At 62.4% G+C, this 26,850-nt stretch carries 19 protein-coding genes, 2 rRNA genes and 1 pseudogene; 18 read left to right on the forward strand and 4 right to left on the reverse strand.

All coding sequences use genetic code 11. The features are described 5' to 3' along the window. Window positions 1-216 precede the first annotated feature (216 nt). From FA94_RS25335 to FA94_RS25355, 6 genes are all read left to right on the forward strand, one after another. Window positions 217-1,776 (forward strand): S53 family peptidase, encoded by a 1,560-nt coding sequence (locus tag FA94_RS25335; protein ID WP_035556367.1) that lies wholly within the window; start codon window positions 217-219, stop codon window positions 1,774-1,776. A gap of 51 nt (window positions 1,777-1,827) precedes the next feature. After that, complete coding sequence (locus FA94_RS25340) at window positions 1,828-3,483, forward strand: S10 family peptidase (protein ID WP_035556368.1); 1,656 nt, start codon at window positions 1,828-1,830, stop codon at window positions 3,481-3,483. 154 nt (window positions 3,484-3,637) lie between these two features. Next, window positions 3,638-4,300 carry a hypothetical protein gene (locus FA94_RS25345; RefSeq protein WP_035556370.1) on the forward strand — a complete coding sequence of 221 codons (663 nt, stop codon included), beginning with the start codon at window positions 3,638-3,640 and terminating at the stop codon, window positions 4,298-4,300. A 128-nt stretch (window positions 4,301-4,428) separates the two neighbouring features. Next, the gene (locus FA94_RS25350) at window positions 4,429-4,779 is read left to right on the forward strand and encodes a hypothetical protein (protein ID WP_035556373.1); all 351 of its coding nucleotides are present in this window, start codon (window positions 4,429-4,431) and stop codon (window positions 4,777-4,779) included. Window positions 4,780-5,065: 286 nt separating this feature from the next. Next, the gene (locus FA94_RS39250) at window positions 5,066-5,224 is read left to right on the forward strand and encodes a hypothetical protein (RefSeq protein ID WP_197070244.1); all 159 of its coding nucleotides are present in this window, start codon (window positions 5,066-5,068) and stop codon (window positions 5,222-5,224) included. A 5-nt stretch (window positions 5,225-5,229) separates the two neighbouring features. Then, entirely contained in the window at window positions 5,230-5,496 is a 267-nt protein-coding gene (locus FA94_RS25355; protein WP_035556375.1) for an RNA-binding protein, read from the forward strand. A 226-nt stretch (window positions 5,497-5,722) separates the two neighbouring features. Here the strand turns inward: FA94_RS25355 and nadE are convergent, their stop codons facing one another. After that, window positions 5,723-6,583: an NAD(+) synthase gene (gene nadE, locus FA94_RS25360; RefSeq protein ID WP_035556377.1), complete on the reverse strand. Its 861-nt coding sequence runs from the start codon at window positions 6,581-6,583 to the stop codon at window positions 5,723-5,725. Between the two features lie 301 nt (window positions 6,584-6,884). On the opposite strand from nadE, the gene FA94_RS25365 reads away from it, so the two are divergent. Continuing rightward, entirely contained in the window at window positions 6,885-7,919 is a 1,035-nt protein-coding gene (locus FA94_RS25365; RefSeq protein ID WP_035556380.1) for a L,D-transpeptidase, read from the forward strand. Window positions 7,920-8,050: 131 nt separating this feature from the next. On the opposite strand, the gene FA94_RS25370 is transcribed toward FA94_RS25365, so the two are convergent. Continuing rightward, window positions 8,051-8,923 (reverse strand): DMT family transporter, encoded by an 873-nt coding sequence (locus FA94_RS25370; RefSeq protein ID WP_035556382.1) that lies wholly within the window; start codon window positions 8,921-8,923, stop codon window positions 8,051-8,053. Between the two features lie 135 nt (window positions 8,924-9,058). Next, a complete protein-coding gene (locus FA94_RS25375; protein ID WP_035556384.1) occupies window positions 9,059-10,618 on the reverse strand; it encodes an ABC1 kinase family protein in 1,560 nt (519 codons plus the stop codon). Window positions 10,619-10,793: 175 nt separating this feature from the next. On the opposite strand from FA94_RS25375, the gene FA94_RS25380 reads away from it, so the two are divergent. Continuing rightward, window positions 10,794-11,549, forward strand: coding sequence for a DeoR/GlpR family DNA-binding transcription regulator (locus tag FA94_RS25380; RefSeq protein WP_035556386.1), 756 nt, complete (start codon window positions 10,794-10,796; stop codon window positions 11,547-11,549). 11 nt (window positions 11,550-11,560) lie between these two features. Here the strand turns inward: FA94_RS25380 and FA94_RS25385 are convergent, their stop codons facing one another. After that, window positions 11,561-12,673 carry a 2-aminoethylphosphonate--pyruvate transaminase gene (locus tag FA94_RS25385; protein ID WP_156126704.1) on the reverse strand — a complete coding sequence of 371 codons (1,113 nt, stop codon included), beginning with the start codon at window positions 12,671-12,673 and terminating at the stop codon, window positions 11,561-11,563. A 383-nt stretch (window positions 12,674-13,056) separates the two neighbouring features. Here FA94_RS25385 and phnS point away from each other — a divergent pair, with 383 nt between their 5' ends. From phnS to FA94_RS25435, 10 genes and pseudogenes are all read left to right on the forward strand, one after another. Next, complete coding sequence (gene phnS, locus FA94_RS25390) at window positions 13,057-14,148, forward strand: 2-aminoethylphosphonate ABC transporter substrate-binding protein (RefSeq protein WP_035556390.1); 1,092 nt, start codon at window positions 13,057-13,059, stop codon at window positions 14,146-14,148. A gap of 146 nt (window positions 14,149-14,294) precedes the next feature. Next, a complete protein-coding gene (gene phnT / locus FA94_RS25395; protein WP_035563002.1) occupies window positions 14,295-15,395 on the forward strand; it encodes a 2-aminoethylphosphonate ABC transport system ATP-binding subunit PhnT in 1,101 nt (366 codons plus the stop codon). Further along, on the forward strand, window positions 15,373-16,329 hold the full coding sequence (phnU, locus tag FA94_RS25400) for a 2-aminoethylphosphonate ABC transporter permease subunit (RefSeq protein ID WP_035556392.1): 957 nt from the start codon (window positions 15,373-15,375) through the stop codon (window positions 16,327-16,329). Before phnT ends, phnU begins: the two co-directional genes overlap by 23 nt. Then, a pseudogene (gene phnV, locus FA94_RS25405) lies at window positions 16,319-17,181 on the forward strand (2-aminoethylphosphonate ABC transport system, membrane component PhnV). Before phnU ends, phnV begins: the two are co-directional and overlap by 11 nt. A gap of 76 nt (window positions 17,182-17,257) precedes the next feature. After that, window positions 17,258-18,004, forward strand: coding sequence for a phosphonate utilization associated transcriptional regulator (locus FA94_RS25410; protein WP_035556393.1), 747 nt, complete (start codon window positions 17,258-17,260; stop codon window positions 18,002-18,004). 54 nt (window positions 18,005-18,058) lie between these two features. Continuing rightward, entirely contained in the window at window positions 18,059-19,348 is a 1,290-nt protein-coding gene (gene phnA / locus FA94_RS25415; protein WP_051980739.1) for a phosphonoacetate hydrolase, read from the forward strand. Further along, window positions 19,345-20,796: a phosphonoacetaldehyde dehydrogenase gene (phnY, locus tag FA94_RS25420; protein WP_035556395.1), complete on the forward strand. Its 1,452-nt coding sequence runs from the start codon at window positions 19,345-19,347 to the stop codon at window positions 20,794-20,796. The genes phnA and phnY overlap by 4 nt, the downstream gene beginning before the upstream one ends. A 4-nt stretch (window positions 20,797-20,800) precedes the next feature. Continuing rightward, window positions 20,801-21,361 carry a phosphonate degradation HD-domain oxygenase gene (locus FA94_RS25425; RefSeq protein ID WP_035556397.1) on the forward strand — a complete coding sequence of 187 codons (561 nt, stop codon included), beginning with the start codon at window positions 20,801-20,803 and terminating at the stop codon, window positions 21,359-21,361. Between the two features lie 555 nt (window positions 21,362-21,916). Next, a 16S ribosomal RNA gene (locus FA94_RS25430) occupies window positions 21,917-23,447 on the forward strand. Window positions 23,448-23,835: 388 nt separating this feature from the next. Further along, window positions 23,836-26,716, forward strand: a 23S ribosomal RNA gene (locus tag FA94_RS25435). The 16S and 23S rRNA genes sit together here, the layout of an rRNA operon. Window positions 26,717-26,850: the final 134 nt, after the last annotated feature.

Genomic DNA, 26,850 nt, shown 5'->3' on the forward strand with positions numbered 1-26,850 from the left:
TGCGCATTGATGCGGCGCGACGTTAGCCATTCGGCTAACTGCCGCGCGCGCCGGAACTGTGGTCGAATGCATTGGTCGGACGGTTTGGCGAAGTCCTTGAATCAGCACAGTGCCGCGCGAGTCCGTCTCGTCCGGCAATGAGCTTGTAGCGACGCGTGCGGTGCGTCAGGTCCGCTTTGCGGTCTGCGCCGTCACGCCAACAGGAGAGTCGACACCATGGTCAATAAGCACCCGCTGCCAGGCAGCGAGCGAAAGGCAGAGGAAGGTTCGAAAGTCGTCGGGCAATGCGATCCGTCGGAGCGGATCGAAGTGTTCGTGATGGTGCGCCGTCAGCAGCAGGCGCAGTTCAATGCGTTGATGAGCCGTATCGAAGCGGGCGACCCGGGCGTCAAGCCGTTGTCGCGCGAAGCCTTCGCCAAAGACTACGGCGCCGCGCCGGAGGACCTCGCGAAGGTCAAGACATTCGCCGCCGCGCACGGTTTGACGGTGGTGCGTGAAGATCCGGCAGCGCGCTCGGTCCTGTTGAGCGGCACGATCGCGCAGTTCCAGACCGCATTCGGGGTCCAGCTGGAGCACTACGAACATCACACCACCGGCCAGTTCCGCGGCCGCACCGGCACGATCAGCGTGCCGGACGACCTGCACGGCGTGGTCGAAGCCGTGCTCGGGCTCGACAATCGGCCGCCGGCGCGGCCGCACTTCCGGATCCGGCCGCCGTTCCAGCCGGCGAAGGGGCATCAGGTTTCATTCACGCCGCCGCAGATCGCGGCGCTCTATCAGTATCCGCAGGGCGACGGCAGCGGGCAGTGCGTCGGCATCGTCGAACTCGGCGGCGGCTACAACACGTCCGACCTCAAATCGTATTTCGCGAGTCTCGGCGTCGGGTCGCCCACGGTGAAATCGGTCGGCGTCGACCAGGGCAGCAATCAGCCGAGCGGCGACCCGTCCGGTCCGGATGGCGAAGTCACGCTCGACGTCGAGATCGTCGGCTCGATCGCGCCGGGCGCGACGGTCGCGGTGTATTTCACGCAGAACAGCGACGCCGGTTTCATCGACGCGGTGAGCCGCGCGATCCACGACACGACCAACAAGCCATCGGTGATTTCGATCAGTTGGGGCGGCCCGGAATCGAACTGGACCAGCCAGTCGTTGCAGGCCTTCAACAGCGCACTGCAGTCGGCCGCCGCGCTCGGCGTGACAGTTTGCGTGGCCTCGGGCGACAGCGGGTCGAGCGACGGCGTGAGCAGCGGCAACGAGGTCGACTTTCCGTCTTCAAGTCCGTATGTGCTGGCCTGCGGCGGCACGAATCTGACCGCGTCGGGCACGTCGATCACCCACGAGGTGGTGTGGAACGACGGCTCGCAAGGCGGCGCGACCGGCGGCGGCGTGAGCCGGGCGTTCCCGGTGCCGGTGTGGCAGCAGGGTTTGTCGTCCACCTCGGCCAAGGGCGTCAAGACGCCGCTCAGCGGGCGCGGCGTGCCGGACGTGGCGGGCGACGCCTCGCCGGTGACCGGCTACAGCGTGCTGATCGACGGCACGCAGACGGTGGTCGGCGGCACCAGCGCGGTTGCGCCGCTGTGGGCCGCGCTGATCGCGCGGATCAATGCGGCGAAAGGCCAGCCGGTCGGCTTTATCAACCCCAAGCTGTACAAGGCGGCCGGCGTGTGCAACGACATCACGCAAGGCAATAACGGGAGTTACGAGGCGTCCGTGGGCTGGGACGCCTGCACGGGACTCGGCAGTCCCAATGGTCAGAAGGTAGCCGCCGCACTATAGTCTGGTTGGCAGATACGGCCAACCAGACGTGAACGTACCCATGGAGCGATCATGACGAACACCGAGTCAGCTTCCGCTAGTCCGCAGTCGTCGCACAATGCGCATGCTTCGGCCGCAGCCGGGGCCGCTGGCGCAGCGCACAAGGGCGGCGATCAGCCGTTCTTCGATCCGGTTGCCTACGGCAATGGGCCGGACGATTCCATTACCAATACCGCCGAGACCGCCGCGGTCACTCATCATTCGATCTCGATCGGCGGGCACAAGATCGATTACACGGCGACTGCGGGCCACCTTGTCATCGTCGACCCGAGCAGTTCGCTGCCCGAGGCCAGTCTGTTCTACGTGGCTTTCACGCAAGATAACCAGAAGGAAGAAACGCGCCCGGTCACGTTCTTCTATAACGGTGGTCCGGGGTCGTCTTCGGTGTTCGTGCTGCTGGGCTCGTTCGCGCCGCGCCGCATCAAGACCGCGATGCCGAGCTTCACGCCGCCCGCGCCGTACGCAATGGAAGACAACCCGGACAGTCTGCTCGACAAGAGCGACCTCGTCTTCATCAATCCGGTCGGCACCGGCTACTCGGCGGCCATTGCACCGAAGACCAATCGCGCCTTCTGGGGTGTCGATCAGGACGCGGATTCGCTCAAGCAGTTCATCAAGCGTTTTCTGACCAAGAACAACCGCTGGAATTCGCCCAAGTATCTGTACGGCGAGTCGTACGGCACGGCGCGCAGTTGCGTGCTGGCCTACCGGCTGCATGAAGACGGCGTCGATCTGAACGGCATTACGCTGCAATCGTCGATTCTCGATTACACGCAGTCCGGCAATCCGGTCGGCGCGCTGCCCACCGCGGCGGCGGACGCGTGGTATCACAAGAAACTCGGCATCGCGCCACGGCCCACGGATCTCGGCACGTTCGCGGAAGAGGTGGCGCAATTCGCGCGCACCGACTATCTGGCCGCGCTGCGCAAATTTCCGACTACCGATTCCGCGACGGTCGAGAAACTGAGCGAATACACCGGCATCGACAAAGCGACCCTGCAAGCGTGGAGCCTGGATATCGCGTCGTACGACAGTCGCGGCAATTCGCTTTTCCTGACCACCTTGCTGAAATCGCAGGGGCTCGCGCTCGGCGAGTATGACGGCCGCGTGACGGCGATCGAAACGGGCATTGCCGGCAAGATCGACCCGAACTCGGGCGGCAACGATCCGACCATGACGGCGGTTACCGGCGTCCATACGACGACGTGGAACGTGTATCTGAACGAGCAGTTGAAGTACACGTCGAATTCGTCGTTCACCGATCTGAACGATCAGGCGTTCCAGTACTGGGATTTCAGCCACATCGATCCGACCGGCGCGCAGAAGGGCAAAGACGCGAAGGGCAACGTCATTCTCTACACCGCCGGCGATCTCGCCGCCGTGATGGCGCTCAATCCCGATCTCAAGGTGCTGTCGGCGAACGGCTTCTACGATTTCGTCACGCCGTTCTATCAGACCGTGCTCGATCTTCAGCAAATGCCGTTGCTCAGCGCGCAGGTCCGGCAGAACCTGTCGGCGCGCTTCTATCCGTCCGGGCATATGGTGTATCTCGACGGCGCATCGCGCACGGCGCTGAAGGCCGATCTCGCAAAGATGTACGACACGACGGTGTCGAACACGCAGGCGCTCACCCGGATCCGCGCGTTGCAGGCTCGCGTGGCGAAGTAAGCGGCGTTGTTAGCCGTGTGCTGACGCGAGGGAACGAACCCTCACGCTTGTCCACGGACAAGCGTGAGGCACGGAGTTTTACGTAAGCATTTTGAATGTGTTCTAATTGGTCCGCGAATTGAACTATTGCGTGCCGCTACCGGCGCGCCGACCGATGAACGCAGGCATTGCAAACGGGCGTCGCTCTTACCATTCCAGCGACCCGACCAGCGGTACTTACGAATACGAAGAGGCAGTTGCGCCGGTGCTGACACGCCGTTGCGGCTTGGCGCGTTCGCGCGACAGGGCGCGCGTCGTGTTGCTGCTCGGCTTCGCCGTGGCACTCGCGGTGCGTATGGGCGAGGCCTGCGCGCAAGAGGCCGGCATGCTCGACGAACGCGTCACGCAGCAATCCGTCGGCGAGACGATTTGCCGGACCGGTTACGCGGACACCGTAGCGCCGCCGTTCGGCGAACTGATGGCGCACAAGAATCGCTTGCTTGCCGAACGCGGCATCGAGTCCGATAACGGCGCGGCGTTCGCCATCGACCGGCGCGTGCCGGTCGTGTTGGGCGGTTCGCCGAACGCGCCCGCCAATCTCGATCTTCTGCCGTGGGCAGGCCAGCAGGGCGAGCGCCGCAAGGCGCGCGCGGCGGTCATGCTCAAGCGTTGCGTATGCGAGGGCAAATTGAGCCTCGCCGAGGCGCAGGCGGCGATCGTCGGTAATTTGTCGGTGGTGTATTCGGGCTTCAGTCAAACCTCTTGCGACATCAGCCGGCTCGACGTCGCGACCGGCGAAAGCGCTGAGCGCGGCGCCGGGCACGATAGTCCGCCATGACACCGTGCGACCGTGCGACCGTGCGCCTCCGCGCGCGGCATCGGTTTCGTTCATCCACCCGTATTGAATCGCGCCGCTTTGTTTGTCGAGGGCGGCGCGCTGCCCCACATTTTTTCCGGAGAATCACCATGAACCATTCACGTCTTGCCGCCGCGGCGCTTGCTTCTAGCTGTCTGTTCGGCAGCGCCGCCGCATTGGCCGCCGAGCCCGTGCTGTGCGGTAAAGCCGACGCGTTGCGGATTCGCGGCGACGTGCCCGCCGCCATCAGCTTCGACGTGTACAAGCAACTGCGACCGTTGAACGCGCAACGGGTCGCGCTGTTCCAGGAGGCCGGCGAGGTCAGGCATCTGCCCGACGGTCTCGCGGTGTGCGAAGTCGCGGACGACGGCGTCGACGATCCTTCGGCGGTGCTGGTTCAGCAGCCGCACGGCAAGAATGCGTGGTGGGTGAGCGCCGCCAACGTGCAAGCAGCGGACTGATCGGCTCCCCGCGATCAGCCCGCGCGTTGCGCACGTCCCCCGGCAGGATGCTGCGGCACTGCATATCGAGGCCCGTTTTTTGCAACCGACGTGTCACGTTGGTCGCATGACCGGGCCTGGATCGTTAAATGAACAGCTGTTTTGCTATTTTTGACCGACGTTATTCAGGTACAGTGCATTCAGGCAGGTCTTTAAAAGCTCATCTTTGACGACACTGTGTCGCATCGCTTTTGTGGTCGATTGTGACTATGCTGAAAATAGGACGAATTTCGCTGGGGAGATTTAAATGATTGCCTTCTATTTGTCATTGGCTGCATTGGGCGCTGCCGGCGCCGCGTTGATCCGCGAACTCGCGGCCGCGCAGGCGAAGCAACGCGCGGCACTGCGCCCCGTGCGCGTGCAGAGCGCGGACCGTAATTCCGGTCGCGGCGCGCGCCGAGGGTAGGCCGCATGAACCTGATCGTGCGCAACATTGCGGAATCCTGTAGCGCCGAAGAGGTGCGGGAATTCCTCAAACGCGAGCTCGGGCATTACGCGAAGCATATCGAGGTGGTCGACGCCGGCAAGCCCAGTGCGTACGCCACGGTCGAACTGAATGCGGAAGTGCCGTATGTGGGCGACGTGATTGCGCGCGAGATTCACGGCAAGCAGTTGCACGGCCAGACACTTGAGGCGAGCGCCGATCTGTTTGGCGATGAACCGCCGGCTGCTCGCTGATCTGCTTTACTGCTTTACGCGGTTTTGTCGACAGACATCGCCGGTATGACGTAGGTTTGTCCACGTACGCCCGCGTGCGTAGCGTCGTAGAGGTTCGCTTTCGCCTTGGCCTGTTTTTGCGGCCGGTGGTGAGACGGGGGCGCGCGCTTTTTTCCATGCTCCGCGCTTTGCACTCCACCGTCTGCCGTCCACCTTCCTTCGTCTTTCGTTGGCTAACTTCCTGGTGTCATTCCCCGCTTGCCGGCGCCGGCCAGTCGAACGGCGTGTACGGCAACGCCCGCTTGTGCCGGGTGGCCTCGTAGAAACGCAAGATGACGTGACGCGCCGCATCGCTCACAGGCTTGCCTTCCAGAAAGTCGTCAATGTCGTCGTACGGGATGCCGTAAGCGTCCTCGTCGGGTCGTTGCGGACGCAACATTTCGAGGTCGGCGGTCGGCACTTTGTGCGCTAACGCCTCGGGCGCGCCCAGCGCTTTGGCCACCGCGCGCACGCGGCGCTTGTTCAGGCCGGCGAGCGGCAGCACGTCGGCGCCGCCGTCGCCGAACTTGGTGAAGAAGCCCATTAGCGATTCGGCCGCGTGGTCCGTGCCGATCACCACGCCCGTGCGGGCGCTGGCCACCGCGTATTGGGCGATCATGCGCTGCCGTGCCTTGATATTGCCGTGCACGAAATCCTGTTGCGAATCGTCCGAGAACGGCACGCCGCTGTGATGTAGCGCGGCTAGCATGGCGTCGGCGGCGGGCTTGATGTCGATGGCGAGATTTTCATCCGCGCGGATGAAACGCAACGCTTGCTGTGCATCGGCTTCGTCTTTCTGCTCGCCGTAGGGCAGGCGAACCGCGACGAAGCGCGCGTCGTAATGCTCGGCGCGCAGCCGCTCGACGGCGAGTTGCGCAAGCCGTCCCGCCGTGGTCGAGTCGACGCCGCCGCTGATCCCGAGCACGTAGGTCTTCAGTCCGCTGCTGCGCAGATAGTTCGCCAGAAAAGCGACCCGGCGCTCGATCTCCTGCGCGGCGTCGAACTCGGCACCCATGTGCATTTCCGCGGCGATGCCGGCTTGACGTGCGACTGGATCCTGTTGCGTCATGATGCTTTGCTGCTCCCTCGCGCGATCGCGCAATGTTGAAGCTTTGGCGCTGGTGCGCCGGAGAAAGTGGATTGCACGTCGGCTCGCGAGACATGATCGACAGATCGCAATGCGCTAAGTAACATTCTCGTTCCGAGCGCCGCATGAGCCGGCGAGCTGTCAATAATAATCAGGTTTGCTCAAACACGCGATGAACTACTCCAATCGGCCTGGCCAGCCTGTTTCCGATCGCTCGACCTCTGTGTCAATGGAGCGTCGGCACGAAGTAATTGAAGTAATTGAAGTAATTGAAGTAATGGGTATGTCGGATTTCTTTTCTGCTTCGCGCGCGAGTTGCGCGGGTCGTTCTTTTTATCGTCTGACGAGCGCGTTGGGCGCTGTGTTGTGTGCGCTGTCGTGTAGCGTGGCGTTGGCGGCGGGGCCTGTGGCGGCTTCTGCTTCTGCGGCGGTGTCTGCGTCTGCTTCTGCGTCTGCGACGGTGTCTGTGGCGCCGTCGGAATCGGATGGGCCTTCCGCCTCGGCGGTGGCATCCCCCGTCGCCGCGCCTGACGCGGCCGGTGTCGTCGACCCGCATCGCGCATTACTGCTGCGTGACATGTTCACGAAAGACGTCACGCGCCGGTTAAAAGTACCGGCCACGGAGCAGCGCGCCTACGCCGAGCGCCTGCAAACGGCGCTCGTCGAACACGCGCTGGGCAATCTGTCGGGCCAATACGTCGTGATGGTCGACCGCAACGCCAACGTGCAGGCGCTGTTCATCTACTTCCGCGCCGCGCCGGCCGACGCCTGGCAGATGATCGGCGCGTCGCCGGTTTCCACCGGCCGGCCGGGCGAGTACGACCACTTCATCACACCGCTCGGCGTGTTCGAACATACGCCGGCCAATATGGATTTCCGTTCCGAGGGCACGCAGAACGAAAACCATATTCGCGGTTACGGCAAACGCGACATGCGGATCTTCGACCTCGGCTGGGCACAAGGCGAACGAGGCTGGGGCAAGGGCGGCATCTCGCAGATGCGCTTCCAGATGCATGCCACCGATCCCGACCGTCTCGAGCAGGTGCTCGGCATTCGTCACTCTAAGGGTTGCGTGCGGATTCCCGCGTCGTTGAATACCTTTCTCGATCACTACGGCATTCTGGACGCCGGCTATGTCGCGTTGGTCGAATCGGGCAAATCGCTGTGGGTGTTGAAGAGCGATCGTCAGGTCACGCCGTGGGCGGGCCGCTATATCGTCGTGGTGGACTCCGAGCGCAAGAGCCGCCCGGCGTGGTCGCCGCTGCCGGGCGGCAAGGCGCGCGCGAAAGTGCCGGCCGCGGCGGACACGGCGGATTGATTCGCTGCCGTCGCCGTGGCTGATGGTTGTGCCGGTAACTTGCCTGCCGGCGCATTGATTCGCTGCGCTTTGCCGGCCATGATCGCCGCACCGCACCGCACCGCACCGCACCGCACCGCACCGCGCCACACTCACGAGCGCGCCAGCAACACCCCCACCAACGCCACGCCGAACCCCGCGATCTGCACCGGCAGCAACGTCTCGCCGAAGCCGATATACCCTTCGAGCGCGGCGAGCGGCGGGGCGAGGAACATCAGCGCGGTGGCGCGCGCCGCGTCGCCGCGCCTGACCATCCACACCAGCAACGTGACGCCGATACCGGACAGCATCACGATGCCCCACGCCAACGACGCCCACAACGTACCCGAAGCAATCCAGCGATGCTCGCCCAGCGCGAGCGCAAGCAGACCCGCGACGAGCGCCGCGCCGAAATTCTGCACCGCGCTTGCGCTGCGGATATCGGCCTTGGCCAGCGATGTTTTCTGAAACAACGTACCCGCTGTAATCGCGCCGACCGCGACCACTGAAATCAGCACGACCAGCCACGATGGCGCGCTGCCCTGCGACGCGGGCACCGCGGCGGAGGCGAGCTTCGGTTCGAGCACCAGCGCGACGCCGGCCAGACCGAGCGCCATGCCGGCCCAGCCACGTCGCGACAAACGTTCGCCGAACAGCGGTGCCGCGACGGCGGCGGTCGCGAGCGGCTGCAGCGCGCCGAGCAACGCCATTACGCCGGCGCTGAGTCCCTGCGCCACGGCCCAATAGCCGGCGCCAAGATAGACGCCTTGCAGCAGCGCGCCCGCCAGCAGATGCTTGCCGAGGTCGCGCCCGCTCGGCCATGCGGCGCGAGCGACGAGCGCGACGAGCGCGAAGATCGTTGCCGTGCCGCCGAAGCGCGCGAGCAAAAAGAGATTGGGATCGGCGTAGGGCGTGATCGCGCGGGCGACCACGAAACCGGTCGACCACAACACGACGAACAGCGCGGCGATTGACGAAGCGAGCATCGGAAAAGGTGGTGTGGAAAACCGCCATCTTGTCGAGGTACACGAAGCGTGTCTTGTTCGAAGCTGCAATGGGCGTAGGGCTAGTGGGCCGCATCTGCGTCGCACAGACATCAGCACCTCACACGCCCACCCACCTCACCACATCAACAAAACCGTCCCCGCCCCCAGCACCCCGCCGCACACCGCGCACGCCCACAGCAAAACCCGCGTGCGCCGGTATTCACGACCGATATCCGCCATCAGTTCGGCACTCTGCCGCGGCGTCCGCGCGCGGTCGTGTTCATGCTGCAGGTAACGCACCGCCAGTTGCGGCACGCGCGGCAGCATATGCGCGAGATGCGGCAACTCGCGCGACAGACGCTTGATCCAGCCGCGATGATCGAGATCGCGCCGCGCGATACCCGCTAACACGCCCCGCGTGATATTCCACGTATCGACGCCCGGATGCAGCGCGCGCGCCAGCATTTCCGCCTGCTGGAACGAGCGTTGCGCACTGGCGAGCCGCCCCGGCACCGCGCCGTCGAACGGATGCACCGCATGCAGCAGATGATGAAACAGCGACCCCGCCGAGCGGTCTTCCGGCGCCGCTGCGAAATGCGCTTCGGCGCGCGTGCGCAATTCGGCTTCGAGCATTTCCGCGCGCGTGTCGTGCGGCACATGCCCGGCCGCGCGATGCATCTCGGCAAGGCGTCCGTAATCCTGGTCGAACAATGCGCTCGCGCCGTGCACGAAGAACTCGCGCTCGCCGGTCGACAGACTCGACATGATCGAAAACTCCGCCAGCACGAGACGCCCCAGCGTGTCCGGCTCGATGCTCACGCGCACGCGCCGGGAGTCGAGCGTGGCGTGGAAAAAGCCGTGCTCGAACGCCTGCTCGGTCACCACCTCGACGATATGCGCGGCGAGCGGCGCGAGCTTGACGTGATGCGCGTGCAGCCCCGGCAGATCGCTCGCCGGCAAGGTGCTGATGCGCTGCATGGTCAGCGTGTGGTTCGTGCACAGGTCCCAGATCACGTCCGGCACGACGATGCGTTTGTCGCCGTCGAAATGATGGCCGGTCTGGCTCAGATTGGCGGCCTCGGCGCGCAGATCGAAGCGGCGCTGAATGTCGTCGGTAAAACTCTGCGCGAGTGTGCGCAATTGCAGGCGGCGCGCGCGGCGGGAAAGCTTTTCCATCCAGCGCGCGACCCAGCGCAGCAGCGCGAGTTCGTCGCCGATCTGCTGCAACTGGTCGGCGCGCACCAGTTTGATCGCCACTTCGCTATGACCGTTGACCGGCACGAGCAGGCGCGCCAGATGCGTTTGTTCGGCGAAGCCGCCGCGTACCGGCGTCAGATCGACGGCGCTAAAAAGGGTGGCGAGCGGCCGGCCGAACGCGCGCGCGAGCGCTGCTTCGGATTCCGCGGGCGGCAGCGGGGCTTCCATGTGATCGATCGCGTCGATCGCGTCGTGCAACGTGCCCGTGGCGAGTTCGGGGCGTTCGGCGAGCGTCTGCGCAAAGCGGCTGGCGAGCGGCCCGAGCGCCGGCAGCACGCCGTGCAGACTCGCGCCGCTGCGGCCGGACGCGCGCGCCCGGTCGAGCAACTGGATCATCCAGTGCAGTTTGTGGTCGGGGGGCGCGGCCAGCCAGATCAGACGCGCGCCGTAGCGCAGCGCGTGGAACAGCAGCAGTAAGCGGCGAAGCAGTGGCGGCATCGGCAGTTCAGTGGAGGGACGAGGCGGGTTCGGCAATCGTCGGCGCGCGGCCAGGGTGATCAGGTTAGCAGGTCGGCGCGTCAATTGGCGCATCGCCGCGTCACGCGTAATACAATACGCCGGCCTTCTCCAACCGTGGCGAAACCCAAGTGTGCCGGCTCCCGGCCATCACCCGATGCTCGCAGAACAACGTCATCAATACATCCTGGCGCAAGTCGCCAAAACCGGCGCGCTTTCGGTCGCTGAGCTGGTGCGCGAACTGAACGTGTCGCGCGAGACCATTCGTCGCGATCTGAATGCGCTGGCCGGGCGCGGTCTGCTGGTCACCACCCACGGCGGCGCGCTCTCGAGCGACCGGCGCGAGCCCGATCTCGATACGCGCGAAGCCGCGAATGCCGGCGCGAAGCGCGCCATCGGCGAACGCGCGGCGGAGTTCGTGCCGGACGGCGCGTCGCTGATCGTCGATTCGGGCAGCACCACGCAGGCGGTGGCGCGGGCGCTACTGGACCGCCATCGGCTAACGGTCTACACGAACGACTGGCGCATCGCGCTGCTGCTCGGCCGGCGCAACGACAATCGCGTCACGCTGCTGGGCGGCGAGCTGTCGGATATCGAAGACGCTACTTTCGGCCTCGACACCGTGCATCAGCTCACGCAGTACCACGCGGATTTCGCGTTCATCGGCGCGGGCGGCATTTCGCCGGACGGCTATCTGAGCGACTACAGCCGCATGGCCGCCGAGTTGCGCAGCCGCATGATCGCCGCCGCCGACATGGTGGTGATCGTCGCCGACCATTCGAAGTTCGGCCGCGTGACGCCGGTGCGTATCAACGGGATCGAGTCGGCGCGCTATCTGGTGACCGAGCTGGCGCCCGAGCGCTCGCTCGGCAAGGCGATCGCGGCGCACGGGCCGGAAATTCTGATCGCCTGAGGCCACGCGGCTTAACGCACCTGGATTCCCAGCCGCACGAGCGTGCGATCGATCGCGGCCACCGCATTGCGCAGATCGTCCGCATCGATCGCGCCGATGCAACCCACGCGAAAGGTCTCCACCTGCGTCAGCTTGCCGGGATACAGCACATAGCCTTCGTCCCGCACCGCCGCATAGAAATGCGCGAAGTTCCACGCCGGATCGCGCGGCGCGTGGAACGTGACGATCACCGGCGCCTGCACCTCGGCCTGTAGAAACGGCTTGAAGCCGAGCGCTTTCATGCCGCTAACCAGCGTCGCGCAGTTCCGCGCGTAACGCGCGCCGCGTGCCGGCTGACCGCCTTCGGCAATGAACTGGTCGAGCGCCTCGCGCAACGCGGCGACCACGTGAGTGGGCGGCGTGAAGCGCCACTGCGTCGTCTTCTGCAGATAGGCATATTGATCGTACAGATCCAGCGCGAGCGACGGCGAACGTCCTTCGCTCTGTTCGAGCTCGCTGCGGCGCACAATCACAAAGCCCATCCCCGGCACGCCTTCGAGGCATTTGCCGCTCGCCGAGATCAACGCGTCGATGCCGCCGCGCCGCAGATCGATCGGCAGCGCGCCGAACGAACTCATCGCGTCGACGATCAGGCGCCTGCCGTGCCGCTGACATACCGCGGCGATATCGTCGAGCGGATTGAGCAGGCCGGCGCTCGTTTCCAGGTGAACCAGCGCGACGTGGCTGATGCGAGAATCGCGATTGAAAGCGTCTTCCACGGCGGCGGCGCTGACCGGTTGGTCCTCGCGCAGCGCCAGTTCGACGTAAGCGAGCCCCATACGCTGCAATATCCGGATCAGACGGGCACAATACGCGCCGTTGTTCGGCACCAGCACGCAGCCTTGACGCGGCACCAGCGTACCGATGGCCGCTTCGACCGCGAATGTCCCGCTGCCTTGCAGCGGCGCGCACACGTAGTCGCTTTCGCCATGCACGATATTCACCAGCTCGGCGCACACGCTGTGCGTCATGCGATTGAAAGCTGCGTCCCACGAACCCCAGTCGCGCAGCATCGCCTCGCGGGTTCGCAATGAAGTGGTGAGCGGCCCAGGAGTCAGCAGGATCGGGTCGTTGGCAGAGTTCACGCAAGCCTCCGTCGGCAGGGGAAAATTGACGGTGAAGGATCGCCGTCCATTCGGGTCGACGAAACGACGATTTGGATATTATTGGCGAATTGTGTCATTTTTTGGAATTTGCCAGAATCGTCATGGCGTTGTCACGGAAACCTGTGATCCTTGCTATGCCCGTTCAGGCATGGCAGCGCAGCGCGAGTGTCGTAGGTGAGCTGTAAGTCAGGCTGAAGAGGAAGCAGCAAAGTTGTCGGCAATCTGCAATCTGTAATGTGCGGATCCGGGCACGACAGCTGGTTGCGGGCAACACGCATGCGGCGCGGCGCTACCGCCGTTCAATCACAACAGGTATCGGGACATCCCGACCGTCTGGTTTTTTGCCTTTCGGAGAGAGCGACATGACAAAGACGAATTCCCTTCACGCCACCGCCGGTCTCGCACGCAAGCTGTTGCCGGCGCTGGTCGCCGCGGCAGCGTTCGGCGGCACGGCCATCCAGGCTCACGCGGCTGACGCCGTGGTCCTGTACACCGCCGACGGCCTCGAAAACCTTTACAAGGATGTGCTGCCGGCCTTCGAAAAGAAGGAAGGCGTGAAGGTCAACATCGTCACGGCAGGCAGCGGTGAAGTAGTGAACCGCGCCACCATCGAAAAAGATCAGCCGAAGGCCGACGTGATCGTCACGCTGCCGCCCTTCATCCAGCAAGCCGATCAGAGCGGCCTGCTGCAGGCTTATCAGAGCGCCAACTACAAGAACGTGCCGGCTATCGCCAAGGCGCCGAACGGCGCGTGGGCGACTTTCGTGAACAACTATTTCTCGTTCGCGATCAACCCGGAAGTCACGAAGACCCAGCCGAAGACGTTCGCCGATCTGCTGCACCCGGACTTCACGGGCAAGATCGCTTACTCGAACCCGGCCACGGCCGGCGACGGCATGGCGGTGATCATCCTGACGTCGTCGCTGATGGGTGAAGACAAGGCGTTCGACTATCTGAAGAAGCTCGAAAACAGCGCCAAGTTCCACACCAAGGGCACGGGCTACCTCGACGTGCTGCTGTCGCGCAACGAAATCGCGGTCGCCAACGGCGATCTGCAAATGGATCTGGACGACGCCGCCAACGGTGGCCTGTCGCTCAAGCCGGTGTTCCTCGCGGCCACGGCCGGCGGCCAGCCGACCACGTTCCAGTTGCCGTACGCGATCGGCCTGATCAAGAACGGTCCGAACCAGGCGGAAGGCAAGAAGCTGATCGACTACCTGATGTCGACGGACGTGCAGTCGAAGGTGCCGGACATCTTCGGTATTCCGGGCCGCACCGACGTGCCGCTCGCCGGCAAGAACGGCGAAGCCGTCAAGCAGGCAATCGCCGGCGTGAAGCTGATTCCGGTGGACTGGAACCAGGTGATGGCGAAGAAGGCCGACTGGACCGCACGCTGGAAGAACGACGTGATCGGTTCGTCGGGCAAGCAGCTCGACGTGGTCAAGCCGAAGTAAGCCGTAATTCGCAGCGCGGCTGAACCGCGCTGTTGAAGCAGCAACGCCGCTGACGTAACCACGCGGTTGAAGCAATAGAGTCAGGCGGCGCCTCCGGGTCTCCCGGGGCGCCGCGTCAGCATTAATCTTGTTGGAGGATGAACCCGGTGAATACGGCCAGTCTTGCTCACCCAGGCGCGCTCGGCGCCTCACCGGACGCGCTCGACGCCGCGCGTTCGACTACGCCGGGCGGCGTGCAGATCGACCATCTGACGGTGCGCTTCGGTTCGCGCACGGTGCTCGACGATCTGTCGTTGACCATTCAGCGCGGCGAACTGCTCACCGTGCTAGGCCGCAGCGGTTGTGGCAAGACCACGTTGTTGCGTTTCATCGCCGGGTTTATCGAGGCGGACGGCTTGTCCGGCACGCTGACCGTGGCCGGTCACGACCTCACGCACGTGCCGCCGCACAAGCGCAATCTGGGTCTGCTGTTCCAGAGCTATGCGCTGTTTCCGCATCTGTCGGTGTTCGATAACGTCGCGTTCGGTTTGCGCGCGCGACGCACGCCGTCCAAAGACGTCGCACGGCGCGTGGCCGATGCCTTGAAGCTGGTGCAGCTCGGCGACGCCGGTCACGTGATGCCCGCGCAACTGTCGGGCGGCATGCAGCAGCGCGTGGCCCTGGCCCGCGCGCTGGTGATCGAGCCCGACGTGCTGCTGCTCGACGAACCCCTTTCCGCACTCGACGCCAATCTGCGCGCGTCGGTGCGTTCAGAACTGAAGGCGCTGCACGAGCGGCTGCCGAATCTGACGATCGTCTGCGTGACGCACGATCAGGACGACGCGCTGGTGCTGTCCGACCGCACGCTGCTGATGCGCGAAGGCCGCATCGCCCAACTCGGCACGCCGCAGCAGTTGTACGACACGCCGAACGACGGCTTCGTCGCACGCTATCTGGGCGCGGCCAATCTGCTGCCGCCGCAGGTCGCCTTCGGCATGGGCGACGTGCGTTACAACGAACGCGACCGGGTTGCCTGTCTGCGTCCGGAAGCATTGCGTATCGTGCCGCTCGGCGAAGGTCAATTGCACGGCGCGATTACCTCGGTCGAATGGTATGGCGCGGTGTTGTCGGTATCGGTCGTGCTGGACGCCATGCCCAACGAACCCGTGCTGGTCCAGATGCAGCGCGGCCACGGCATGATGCCGGAGAAGGGCGCGCGTGTTTCCCTGCATTACGAGGCTGACGATGTCGTCCTTATCAACCCCTGATACGTCCGATTCGCTCGGCGCAGCGGCCGCCGCCGATGCCGCCGCGGCCCGCCGCCGCGCCAGCGCGGCTTCGCACACGGCGGCGGTGAAGCGGCGCGAGCGCAGGGCGCAATGGCACCTGCTGTTCATCGCGGTGGTGGTGCTCGGCCCGCTGGTGATCTATCCGCTGATCCGCCTCGTGCTGCTGAGTCTGACCGGCGCGCACGGCTTGAGCGTGCAGGCGTATGTGCAGTTCTTCGGCAATCCGGAAACGCGCGGCGTGATCGGCACGACGCTGTGGATTCTGTTCGCGAGCGCCGGGCTGGCTTCGCTGCTCGGCGTGGCGCTGGCTTCGCTGCTGTTTTTCAAGCCGTTTCCGGGCGCGCGCATGGTGACGCGCTTTCTCGAACTGTTCGTGGCGTTCCCGTCGTTTCTTGTCGCGTTCACGCTGATCTTTCTGTACGGCTCGCAAGGCTCGGTCAGCATCGGCTTGCAGCGGCTGTTTCATCTGCAGGCGCCGCCGCTCGATTTCCTGTTCGGTGTGGGCGGCGTGATTCTCGCGGAAGTGGTGTTCTACGCACCGTTCGTCGTGCGTCCCACGCTGGCCTCGTTCGCCACGCTCGACATGCGTCTGATCGAAGCCGCGCGCAGCCTCGGCGCGAGCACCTTTATGGTCGCGTTCAAGGTGATCCTGCCGCTCGCGTGGCCGGGCATCGCGGCCGGCACGATTCTGTGTTTTCTGCTCACGCTGAACGAGTTCGGCATTCTGCTCGTGCTCGGCAGCGCGCATCTGATCACGCTGCCGGTGGCGATCTATAGCTCCGCCACGGTCGATCTCGATCTGCCGACCGCCGCCGCTGGCGCGGTCGTCATGCTGATCATGTCTTTGTCGCTGTACGCGTTGTACCGTCAGGTCAACCGTCGCAAGGTGAAAGGAGCGGGCCATGGCCGTTGAACTCGACCCGACCGTTTTGCCGGTCATGCACAAGAAAGCGCGGCCGGTGCGCCGCAGTCTGCTGACACGCCTGCTGAGCGGGCTGTTTCTCGGCTTCGCCGCGCTGCTGTGTTTCTGGTTGTTCGTGTTGCCGGTGCTGGTCGTCGCGTTGTCGAGCGTGGCCGCGCACTGGTCCGGCACGATCCTGCCGGACGGCTTCAGCATGCGCTGGTTCGAGCGGCTCGGTTCGAGCGACTTCGACGCGCTCACCACCAGCCTGGAAATCGGCATGGGCGTCGCGGTGCTCGGCACGATTGTCGGCCTGTGGCTCGCGCTGGCGCTCGAAGGGCGCGACCGCCGCGGCCTCGGCGCCGTGGTCGACACCATCGCGATGATGCCCAACGGGGTGCCGAGCGTGGTGCTCGGGCTCGCCGTGCTGATCGCGTACCACAAGCGGCCGCTCGATCTGTCGAGCTCCGCGGCGATCGTCGTGTTCGTGCAGCTCGCGCTGGTGCTGCCGTTCTGCTACCGCTGCGCGGCCGCCGCGTTGCGCCCGAGCTGACGATTCTGCGCGAAGCGGCCGCGAGCCTTGGTGCGCCGCCGTCGATGGTGCTGCGCCGCGTCGTGTTGCCGCAACTGGTGCCGGCCATCCGCGCCAGCCTCGCGCTCGGCTTCGCGTTGTCGCTCGGCGAACTCGGCGCCACGCTCACCGTGTATCCGCCGGGCTTCGCGACGGTGCCGATCGTCGTGGTCGGTCAGGTGGAGCGCGGCTACTACCTGCCGGCCTCCGCGCTGTCGCTGATTCTGCTGATGGTCTCGCTCGCCGCGTTGCTGTTGATCGCCGCGCGCGTGCCGCGTCGCCGGGCAGACTGACGAACCTCTTTCGGGAAGCGTGCGGGCGTGCCGCCGTCGCACGTCCGCACATTTCGATGTGGCAAAATTTGTCAAAATGACCGAATATATGCAAACGTCTTCAGTCGATCCGATCGACGTGGTGCGCAGGCATTCGTTGACCACGCTGGTCCGCGACGAAATCGAACGGCACATCGTCGAAGGCGCGCTGACACCCGGCGACAAACTCAATGAAGCCGACTGGGCCGCGCGTTTGCAGGTGTCGCGCGGACCGGTGCGCGAAGCGTTTCGTGCGTTGGAGCAGGCCGGTCTCGTGCGCACCGAGAAGAATCGCGGGGTGTTCGTGCGGACGGTGTCGCTGGCTGAAGCGGATGAGATTTACGCGGTGCGCGCGGTGCTCGAAGAGGCGGCGTGCCGGATGCTGGCGGCGCATATCGACGCCCGCAAGCTCGCGGTCCTGCGCGATTGGCTCGACGCGATGCGCGCGGCGCTCGACACCCAGGATCACGACGCCTACGCGCGCGCCAACGTGGGGTTTCACGATGGGCTGGTGGCGGCGTCGGGCAATCTGAAGCTGTATGAGACGTATCGCAGGCTGGTCAGCGAATTGAGTCTGTTCCGGCGTGCCGCGCTGGAGGTGCATGCGAGCGCGATGGAGCGCTCGCTGGCCGAACACCGCGCGATTCTCACGGCGCTCGCGTCGCGCGACGCCGAGCAGGCCGCGGCGCTGATGCGCGCGCATGTAACTGGCGGCCAGCAGCGCGCGCATGCGGCGTGCGAAGCGGTCTGCGAAGTGACGGGGACGTCGGGCGCGGCGCGGATGTCGTCGGCGTCGAACGAGTGAGAGTCGTGGCAACCTGAATACAACGCGCGTGGCGCGCACGCATGGAAGGCAACGATGGCAGATGCAAACCTGAACGCAAACCTCGACGCAAGCGAACGTACGATCGACGTCAACGGCCGCCGTTACCGGCTACCCACGCAGTCGACGGTGGTGGTGTGCGTCGACGGCTGCGAATTCGACTACCTCGAAGCCGCGGTTGCGGCCGGCGTCGCGCCGTTCATCGGCACGATGCTCAAAGGCGGCGCCGCGTTCAAGGGCGACTGCGTGATCCCGTCGTTCACCAACCCGAACAACCTGTCGATCGTCTGCGGCGTGCCGCCGTCGGTGCATGGCATTTGCGGCAATTACTTCTGGGACCCGGACGCGAATGGCGGCGAGGGCGCGGAAGTGATGATGAACGACCCCGCCTATCTGCGCGCCGGCACCTTGCTGGCCGCCGCCGCTGAAGCGGGCGCGGCCGTCGCTGTAGTCACCGCGAAAGACAAACTGCGCCGTCTGCTCGGCTGGCAATTGAAGGGCATCTGCTTCTCGGCGGAGAAAGCCGACAAGGTCTCGCTCGAAGAAAACGGTATCGCCGACGTGCTCGATCTGGTCGGCTTGCCGGTGCCGGACGTGTACAGCGCCGGGCTGTCCGAATTCGTGTTCGCGGCCGGCGTGCGGCTCGCGCAAACGCGCAAGCTCGACCTGATGTATCTGTCGACCACCGACTACATCCAGCACAAATGGGCGCCGGGCACCGAAGGCGCGAACGCGTTCTACGCGATGATGGACGGCTACCTCGCGAAGCTCGACGCGCTCGGCTGGGTGATCGGCCTGACCGCCGACCACGGCATGAACGCCAAGCACGATCCGCAAACCGGCGAGCCGAACGTGATCTATCTGCAGGACGTGCTGGACGACTGGTTCGGCGACAGGACCACACGCGTGATCCTGCCGATCACCGATCCGTACGTGGTGCATCACGGCGCGCTCGGCTCGTTCGCGACGATCTATCTGCCGCGCGAGGTCGACGCCGCGCAGGTGATCGAACGGATCGGCCGCTTGCAGGGCATCGAAGCCGTGCTCGATAACCGCACCGCGTGCGAGCGTTTCGAGCTGCCGAACGACCGCGTCGGCGATATCGTCGTGGTCAGCACGAAGCATGTCGTGCTCGGCACGCGACGCGCCGACCATGATCTGTCCGGGCTCACGGTGCCGTTGCGTTCGCATGGCGGTATCTCCGAGCAGGAGGTGCCGTTGCTGTTCAACCGGCGTGTCGAAGGATTACCGTCAGGCAGCGGTGGCAAACGCCTGCGCAACTTCGATATCTTCGACATTGCCTTGAATCGCGTGTCGTCATCATGAACGCGACGCTGCGGGACCATCCGGCTTTTCGGGCGGAAGCGCTGCGGCTCAAAGGTGAGCGTGCCCTGCGCTCGCGCACGCTCGACGTGTTCGATCCGTATACCGGCACGCGCGTGGGCACGGTTCCGCTGGCCAGCGTCGACGACGTGCGCGCCGCGTTCGAATACGCCGCCGCGTATGACGCGAAACTCACGCGCTACGAGCGCTCGCAGATTCTCGAACGCGCGGCCGCGTTGTTGCGTGAGCGAACCGAGCAGGCGTCGGATCTGATTTCACTCGAGTCCGGTTTGTCGAAGCAGGATTCGCGCTACGAGATTGGCCGTGTCGCCGACGTGCTCAAGTTCGCGTCGATCGAAGCGTTGCGCGACGACGGCCAAAGTTTTTCCTGCGATCTGACGCCGCATGGCAAGCAGCGTCGTGTGTTTTCGCAGCGTGAGCCGTTGGCGGGCGTGATCGTCGCGATTACGCCGTTCAATCATCCGATGAACCAGGTCGCGCACAAAATCGCGCCGGCGATCGCGACCAACAATCGGGTGCTGTTGAAGCCGTCGGAAAAGGTGCCGTTGTCGGCGTTCTATCTCGCCGACGTGCTGTACGAAGCCGGCTTGCCCACGCCGATGCTGCAGGTGCTGACCGGCGATCCGCGCGAAATCGCCGACGAACTGATCACGCATCCGCTGGCGGAACTCGTTACGTTCACGGGCGGCGTGGCGATCGGTAAATACATTGCGGCGAAGGCGGCGTACCGGCGCGTGGTTTTGGAATTGGGCGGCAACGATCCGCTGATCGTGCTCGAAGACGCCGATCTCGAACGCGCCGCGACGCTCGCGGTGCAGGGCTCGTATAAGAACTCCGGGCAGCGCTGCACGGCAGTCAAGCGGATGCTGGTGCAGAAGAGCGTCGCGGCGGATTTCACCGATCTGGTGGTCGAGAAAACGCGGGCGTGGTCGTTCGGCGATCCGTTCGACGCGGCGAATCAGATGGGCACCGTGATCGACGTGGCCGCCGCGCAGCTTTTCGAAACGCGCGTGAACGAGGCTGTCGCGGCCGGTGCGCGGCTGCGGCTCGGCAACCAGCGCAACGGCGCGCTGTATTCGCCGACGGTGCTCGACGGCATCGATCCGTCGATGGCGGTGGTGCGTGAGGAAACCTTCGGGCCCGTGTCGCCCATCATCACCTTCGACACGCTCGACGACGCCATTCGCATCAGCAATGGGACGGCGTTCGGGTTGTCGTCGGGCGTGTGCACGAACCGGCAGGACGCGATCACGCGCTTCATCAACGAATTGCGCGTGGGCACCGTCAACGTGTGGGAAGTGCCCGGTTACCGGATCGAGTTGACACCGTTCGGCGGCATTAAAGATTCCGGGCTTGGCTATAAGGAAGGCGTTCAGGAAGCCATGAAGAGCTTCACCAATCTGAAGACCTTCTCATTACCGTGGGAGTAAGACCGTGGCATTGAGTTTGAACGACATCCGCTCGCTGTTCGAGCAGTACGGCAAGATCGCCTACAGCGGCGAGCCGGTGACGCAACTGGAGCATGCGCTGCAGAGCGGGGCGTTGGCGGAACAGGCGGGCGCCGGCGACGAGCTGGTCGCCGCGGCGTTCCTGCACGACCTGGGGCATCTGCTCAATCTGCAAGGCGAAACGCCGACGGAGCGGGGCATCGACGATCTGCATCAGTATTTCGCGCTGCCGTTTTTGCGGCCGGTGTTGTCGGACGCGGTGCTGGAACCGATCCGCTTGCACGTCGACGCCAAGCGCTGCCTGTGCGCGATCGACGACACGTACTTCGGGCAACTGTCCGCCGACTCCGTGCGGAGTCTGGAACTGCAGGGCGGCATTTTCAGCAGCGCGGAGGCGAGCGCGTTCCTGCAGAAGCCCTACGCGGAAGATGCACTGCGTCTGCGCAGATGGGACGATCTTGCCAAGGAAGAACATCGCGCGACGCCGGACCTCGATCACTATATGAACCTAGTCGAGCGAGTGATGAGCCGGCGTTTGGTTGCTTGAATGTGAGTGTTGTCTCTGCGCCCCGGCCGGTGCCGGGACGTGTCTTTTGCGCCAATTCTGGCGCGATCAATGCAGATCAAAATAACGCTTGCAAGGCCCTGCGCGGGTCGCTAGAATCTCGCTCTTTCGTGCTTCGGACACCGAGGCACGGGAGGCGGGGGAGCCAGCAATGGCAAGGGTTTCAGCGAAGTGAACGGGTTGAGAAAGTTATAAAAACCTGTTGACGACGTAGCGGAAGTTCTTCATAATCTCGTTTCTCTGCTGCAGATGCAGCGACGCAGAACGAAGCGGTGCCGGGTAGTTGTGAGGTTGGCGACACGTGGTGCTGGTTTGGTAGTGAATGCGTAATCGATCTTTAAAAATTAACAGCCGATAAGTGTGGGCGCTTGATGCGAGACGCGAGGTGGATCTTTCGGGGTCTGCCGCAAAGCGAAAGTATCAAGTCTCACACAGTAATGAAAGGAAGGTTTGACTGTCGAAAGACGATCGAACAATTCGTCAGTACGTTGAGTGAGCGACCGGTTCTTAACGGAACCGAAAAACAGTAACAGGTTTGAACTGAAGAGTTTGATCCTGGCTCAGATTGAACGCTGGCGGCATGCCTTACACATGCAAGTCGAACGGCAGCACGGGAGTAATCCTGGTGGCGAGTGGCGAACGGGTGAGTAATACATCGGAACGTGTCCTGTAGTGGGGGATAGCCCGGCGAAAGCCGGATTAATACCGCATACGCTCTACGGAGGAAAGGGGGGGATCTTAGGACCTCTCGCTACAGGGGCGGCCGATGGCAGATTAGCTAGTTGGTGGGGTAAAGGCCTACCAAGGCGACGATCTGTAGCTGGTCTGAGAGGACGACCAGCCACACTGGGACTGAGACACGGCCCAGACTCCTACGGGAGGCAGCAGTGGGGAATTTTGGACAATGGGCGAAAGCCTGATCCAGCAATGCCGCGTGTGTGAAGAAGGCCTTCGGGTTGTAAAGCACTTTTGTCCGGAAAGAAAACTTCTGTCCTAATACGGCGGGAGGATGACGGTACCGGAAGAATAAGCACCGGCTAACTACGTGCCAGCAGCCGCGGTAATACGTAGGGTGCAAGCGTTAATCGGAATTACTGGGCGTAAAGCGTGCGCAGGCGGTCCGCTAAGACAGATGTGAAATCCCCGGGCTTAACCTGGGAACTGCATTTGTGACTGGCGGGCTAGAGTATGGCAGAGGGGGGTAGAATTCCACGTGTAGCAGTGAAATGCGTAGAGATGTGGAGGAATACCGATGGCGAAGGCAGCCCCCTGGGCCAATACTGACGCTCATGCACGAAAGCGTGGGGAGCAAACAGGATTAGATACCCTGGTAGTCCACGCCCTAAACGATGTCAACTAGTTGTTGGGTCTTCATTGACTTAGTAACGTAGCTAACGCGTGAAGTTGACCGCCTGGGGAGTACGGTCGCAAGATTAAAACTCAAAGGAATTGACGGGGACCCGCACAAGCGGTGGATGATGTGGATTAATTCGATGCAACGCGAAAAACCTTACCTACCCTTGACATGTATGGAAGTCTGCCGAGAGGTGGATGTGCCCGAAAGGGAGCCATAACACAGGTGCTGCATGGCTGTCGTCAGCTCGTGTCGTGAGATGTTGGGTTAAGTCCCGCAACGAGCGCAACCCTTGTCCCTAGTTGCTACGCAAGAGCACTCCAGGGAGACTGCCGGTGACAAACCGGAGGAAGGTGGGGATGACGTCAAGTCCTCATGGCCCTTATGGGTAGGGCTTCACACGTCATACAATGGTCGGAACAGAGGGTTGCCAAGCCGCGAGGTGGAGCCAATCCCAGAAAACCGATCGTAGTCCGGATCGCACTCTGCAACTCGAGTGCGTGAAGCTGGAATCGCTAGTAATCGCGGATCAGCATGCCGCGGTGAATACGTTCCCGGGTCTTGTACACACCGCCCGTCACACCATGGGAGTGGGTTTCACCAGAAGTAGGTAGCCTAACCGCAAGGAGGGCGCTTACCACGGTGGGATTCATGACTGGGGTGAAGTCGTAACAAGGTAGCCGTATCGGAAGGTGCGGCTGGATCACCTCCTTTCTAGAGCTGAACGTGTCGAACGTTGAGCGCTCACGCTTATCGGCTGTGATTCTGAATGGACAATCTTCAGTGCATAGTGTTCTGCGAGCAGGTAATGCGCAGAGTACTTTGCATTGGCGATTGAGCCAGTCAGAGTGATACGTGGTTATAGCAACCATGATATCGGCTGTCGTTCTTTAACAATCAGGAAGAAGTAGTAAAGAGATTCACGAAAGCATATCTAGAGATGGGTGTGTGAGTAGGTGAATCAGGGTTGTGATTGTATCAATGTATGAAAAGGTGATCGAAAGATTGCCTTGGAATACGGCGCAACACGAATACTCAACCTGTAACGATGTGACCCGCGCTGCGTTCCCAGTGAACGCGGTATGAGACACACCCGTTATAGGGTCAAGCGAACAAGTGCATGTGGTGGATGCCTTGGCGATCACAGGCGATGAAGGACGCGGTAGCCTGCGAAAAGCTACGGGGAGCTGGCAAACGAGCTTTGATCCGTAGATGTCCGAATGGGGAAACCCACTCCGAATGGAGTATCCATGACTGAATACATAGGTCATGCGAAGCGAACGCGGTGAACTGAAACATCTAAGTAACCGCAGGAAAAGAAATCAACCGAGATTCCCAGAGTAGTGGCGAGCGAAATGGGATCAGCCTGTACTCTTTATCTTCATTGTTAGTCGAAGGCTCTGGAAAGTGCCGCCATAGCAGGTGATAGCCCTGTAGACGAAAACAGCGAGGAAGAACTAGGTGTACGACAAGTAGGGCGGGACACGTGAAATCCTGTCTGAAGATGGGGGGACCATCCTCCAAGGCTAAATACTCGTGATCGACCGATAGTGAACCAGTACCGTGAGGGAAAGGCGAAAAGAACCCCGGGAGGGGAGTGAAATAGATCCTGAAACCGCATGCATACAAACAGTAGGAGCCTCCTTGAGGGGTGACTGCGTACCTTTTGTATAATGGGTCAGCGACTTACATTCAGTGGCAAGCTTAACCGATTAGGGCAGGCGTAGCGAAAGCGAGTCCGAACAGGGCGATTCAGTCGCTGGGTGTAGACCCGAAACCAGGTGATCTATCCATGGCCAGGATGAAGGTGCGGTAACACGTACTGGAGGTCCGAACCCACTAACGTTGAAAAGTTAGGGGATGAGCTGTGGATAGGGGTGAAAGGCTAAACAAACCTGGAAATAGCTGGTTCTCTCCGAAAACTATTTAGGTAGTGCCTCGTGTATCACCTTCGGGGGTAGAGCACTGTCATGGTTGTGGGGTCCATTGCGGATTACTACGCCATAGCAAACTCCGAATACCGAAGAGTGCAATCACGGGAGACAGACATCGGGTGCTAACGTCCGGTGTCAAGAGGGAAACAACCCAGACCGCCAGCTAAGGTCCCCAAATATTGCTAAGTGGGAAACGAAGTGGGAAGGCTAAAACAGTCAGGAGGTTGGCTTAGAAGCAGCCATCCTTTAAAGAAAGCGTAATAGCTCACTGATCGAGTCGTCCTGCGCGGAAGATGTAACGGGGCTAAGCAATATACCGAAGCTGCGGATGCACATTTATGTGCATGGTAGGAGAGCGTTCCGTAAGCCTGCGAAGGTGCATTGAAAAGTGCGCTGGAGGTATCGGAAGTGCGAATGCTGACATGAGTAGCGATAAAGGGGGTGAAAAGCCCCCTCGCCGTAAGCCCAAGGTTTCCTACGCAACGTTCATCGGCGTAGGGTGAGTCGGCCCCTAAGGCGAGGCAGAAATGCGTAGCTGATGGGAAGCAGGTTAATATTCCTGCACCATTGTTAAATGCGATGGGGGGACGGATCGCGGAAGGTTGTCCGGGTGTTGGAAGTCCCGGTCCTTGCATTGGAGAAGGCGCTTAGGCAAATCCGGGCGCGGAATTCAAGGGTGCGAGGCCATTCACCTAGGTGAAGAAGCAATCGGAAGTGGTTCCAAGAAAAGCCTCTAAGCTTCAGTTTAACAAGACCGTACCGCAAACCGACACAGGTGGGCGAGATGAGTATTCTAAGGCGCTTGAGAGAACTCGGGAGAAGGAACTCGGCAAATTGGTACCGTAACTTCGGGATAAGGTACGCCCCTGTAGCCTGATGCGCCTGCGCGCGTAGGGTGAAGGGGTTGCAATAAACTGGTGGCTGCGACTGTTTAATAAAAACACAGCACTCTGCAAACACGAAAGTGGACGTATAGGGTGTGACGCCTGCCCGGTGCCGGAAGATTAAATGATGGGGTGCAAGCTCTTGATTGAAGTCCCGGTAAACGGCGGCCGTAACTATAACGGTCCTAAGGTAGCGAAATTCCTTGTCGGGTAAGTTCCGACCTGCACGAATGGCGTAACGATGGCCACACTGTCTCCTCCCGAGACTCAGCGAAGTTGAAGTGTTTGTGATGATGCAATCTCCCCGCGGCTAGACGGAAAGACCCCATGAACCTTTACTGTAGCTTTGCATTGGACTTTGAACCGATCTGTGTAGGATAGGTGGGAGGCTATGAAGCGTGGACGCCAGTCTGCGTGGAGCCATCCTTGAAATACCACCCTGGTTTGTTTGAGGTTCTAACCTTGGTCCGTAATCCGGATCGGGGACAGTGCATGGTAGGCAGTTTGACTGGGGCGGTCTCCTCCCAAAGTGTAACGGAGGAGTACGAAGGTACGCTAGGTACGGTCGGAAATCGTGCTGATAGTGCAATGGCATAAGCGTGCTTAACTGCGAGACCGACAAGTCGAGCAGGTGCGAAAGCAGGTCATAGTGATCCGGTGGTTCTGTATGGAAGGGCCATCGCTCAACGGATAAAAGGTACTCTGGGGATAACAGGCTGATACCGCCCAAGAGTTCATATCGACGGCGGTGTTTGGCACCTCGATGTCGGCTCATCTCATCCTGGGGCTGTAGCCGGTCCCAAGGGTATGGCTGTTCGCCATTTAAAGAGGTACGTGAGCTGGGTTTAAAACGTCGTGAGACAGTTTGGTCCCTATCTGCCGTGGGCGCTGGATATTTGAAGGGGGCTGCTCCTAGTACGAGAGGACCGGAGTGGACGAACCTCTGGTGTACCGGTTGTCACGCCAGTGGCATCGCCGGGTAGCTATGTTCGGAAGAGATAACCGCTGAAAGCATCTAAGCGGGAAACTCGCCTTAAGATGAGATATCCCCGGGGCTTCGAGCCCCTTGAAGGGTCGTTCAAGACCAGGACGTTGATAGGTCAGGTGTGGAAGCGCAGTAATGCGTTAAGCTAACTGATACTAATTGCCCGTAAGGCTTGATCCTATAACAGGTGTGTCTCTCTCTCGACCCGCGTTAGCGCTTTAGCGCTTACACGGGTCCGATCCCCGAAGGGGAAGACACACGGTTGAGATCAGTGTTGTGCAATACAGGCACAACCCAAAGTAACACTGAGAGGC

Origin of the sequence: Burkholderia sp. 9120 (genome assembly GCF_000745015.1) — a bacterium.
In the GTDB taxonomy this organism is placed as follows: domain Bacteria; phylum Pseudomonadota; class Gammaproteobacteria; order Burkholderiales; family Burkholderiaceae; genus Paraburkholderia.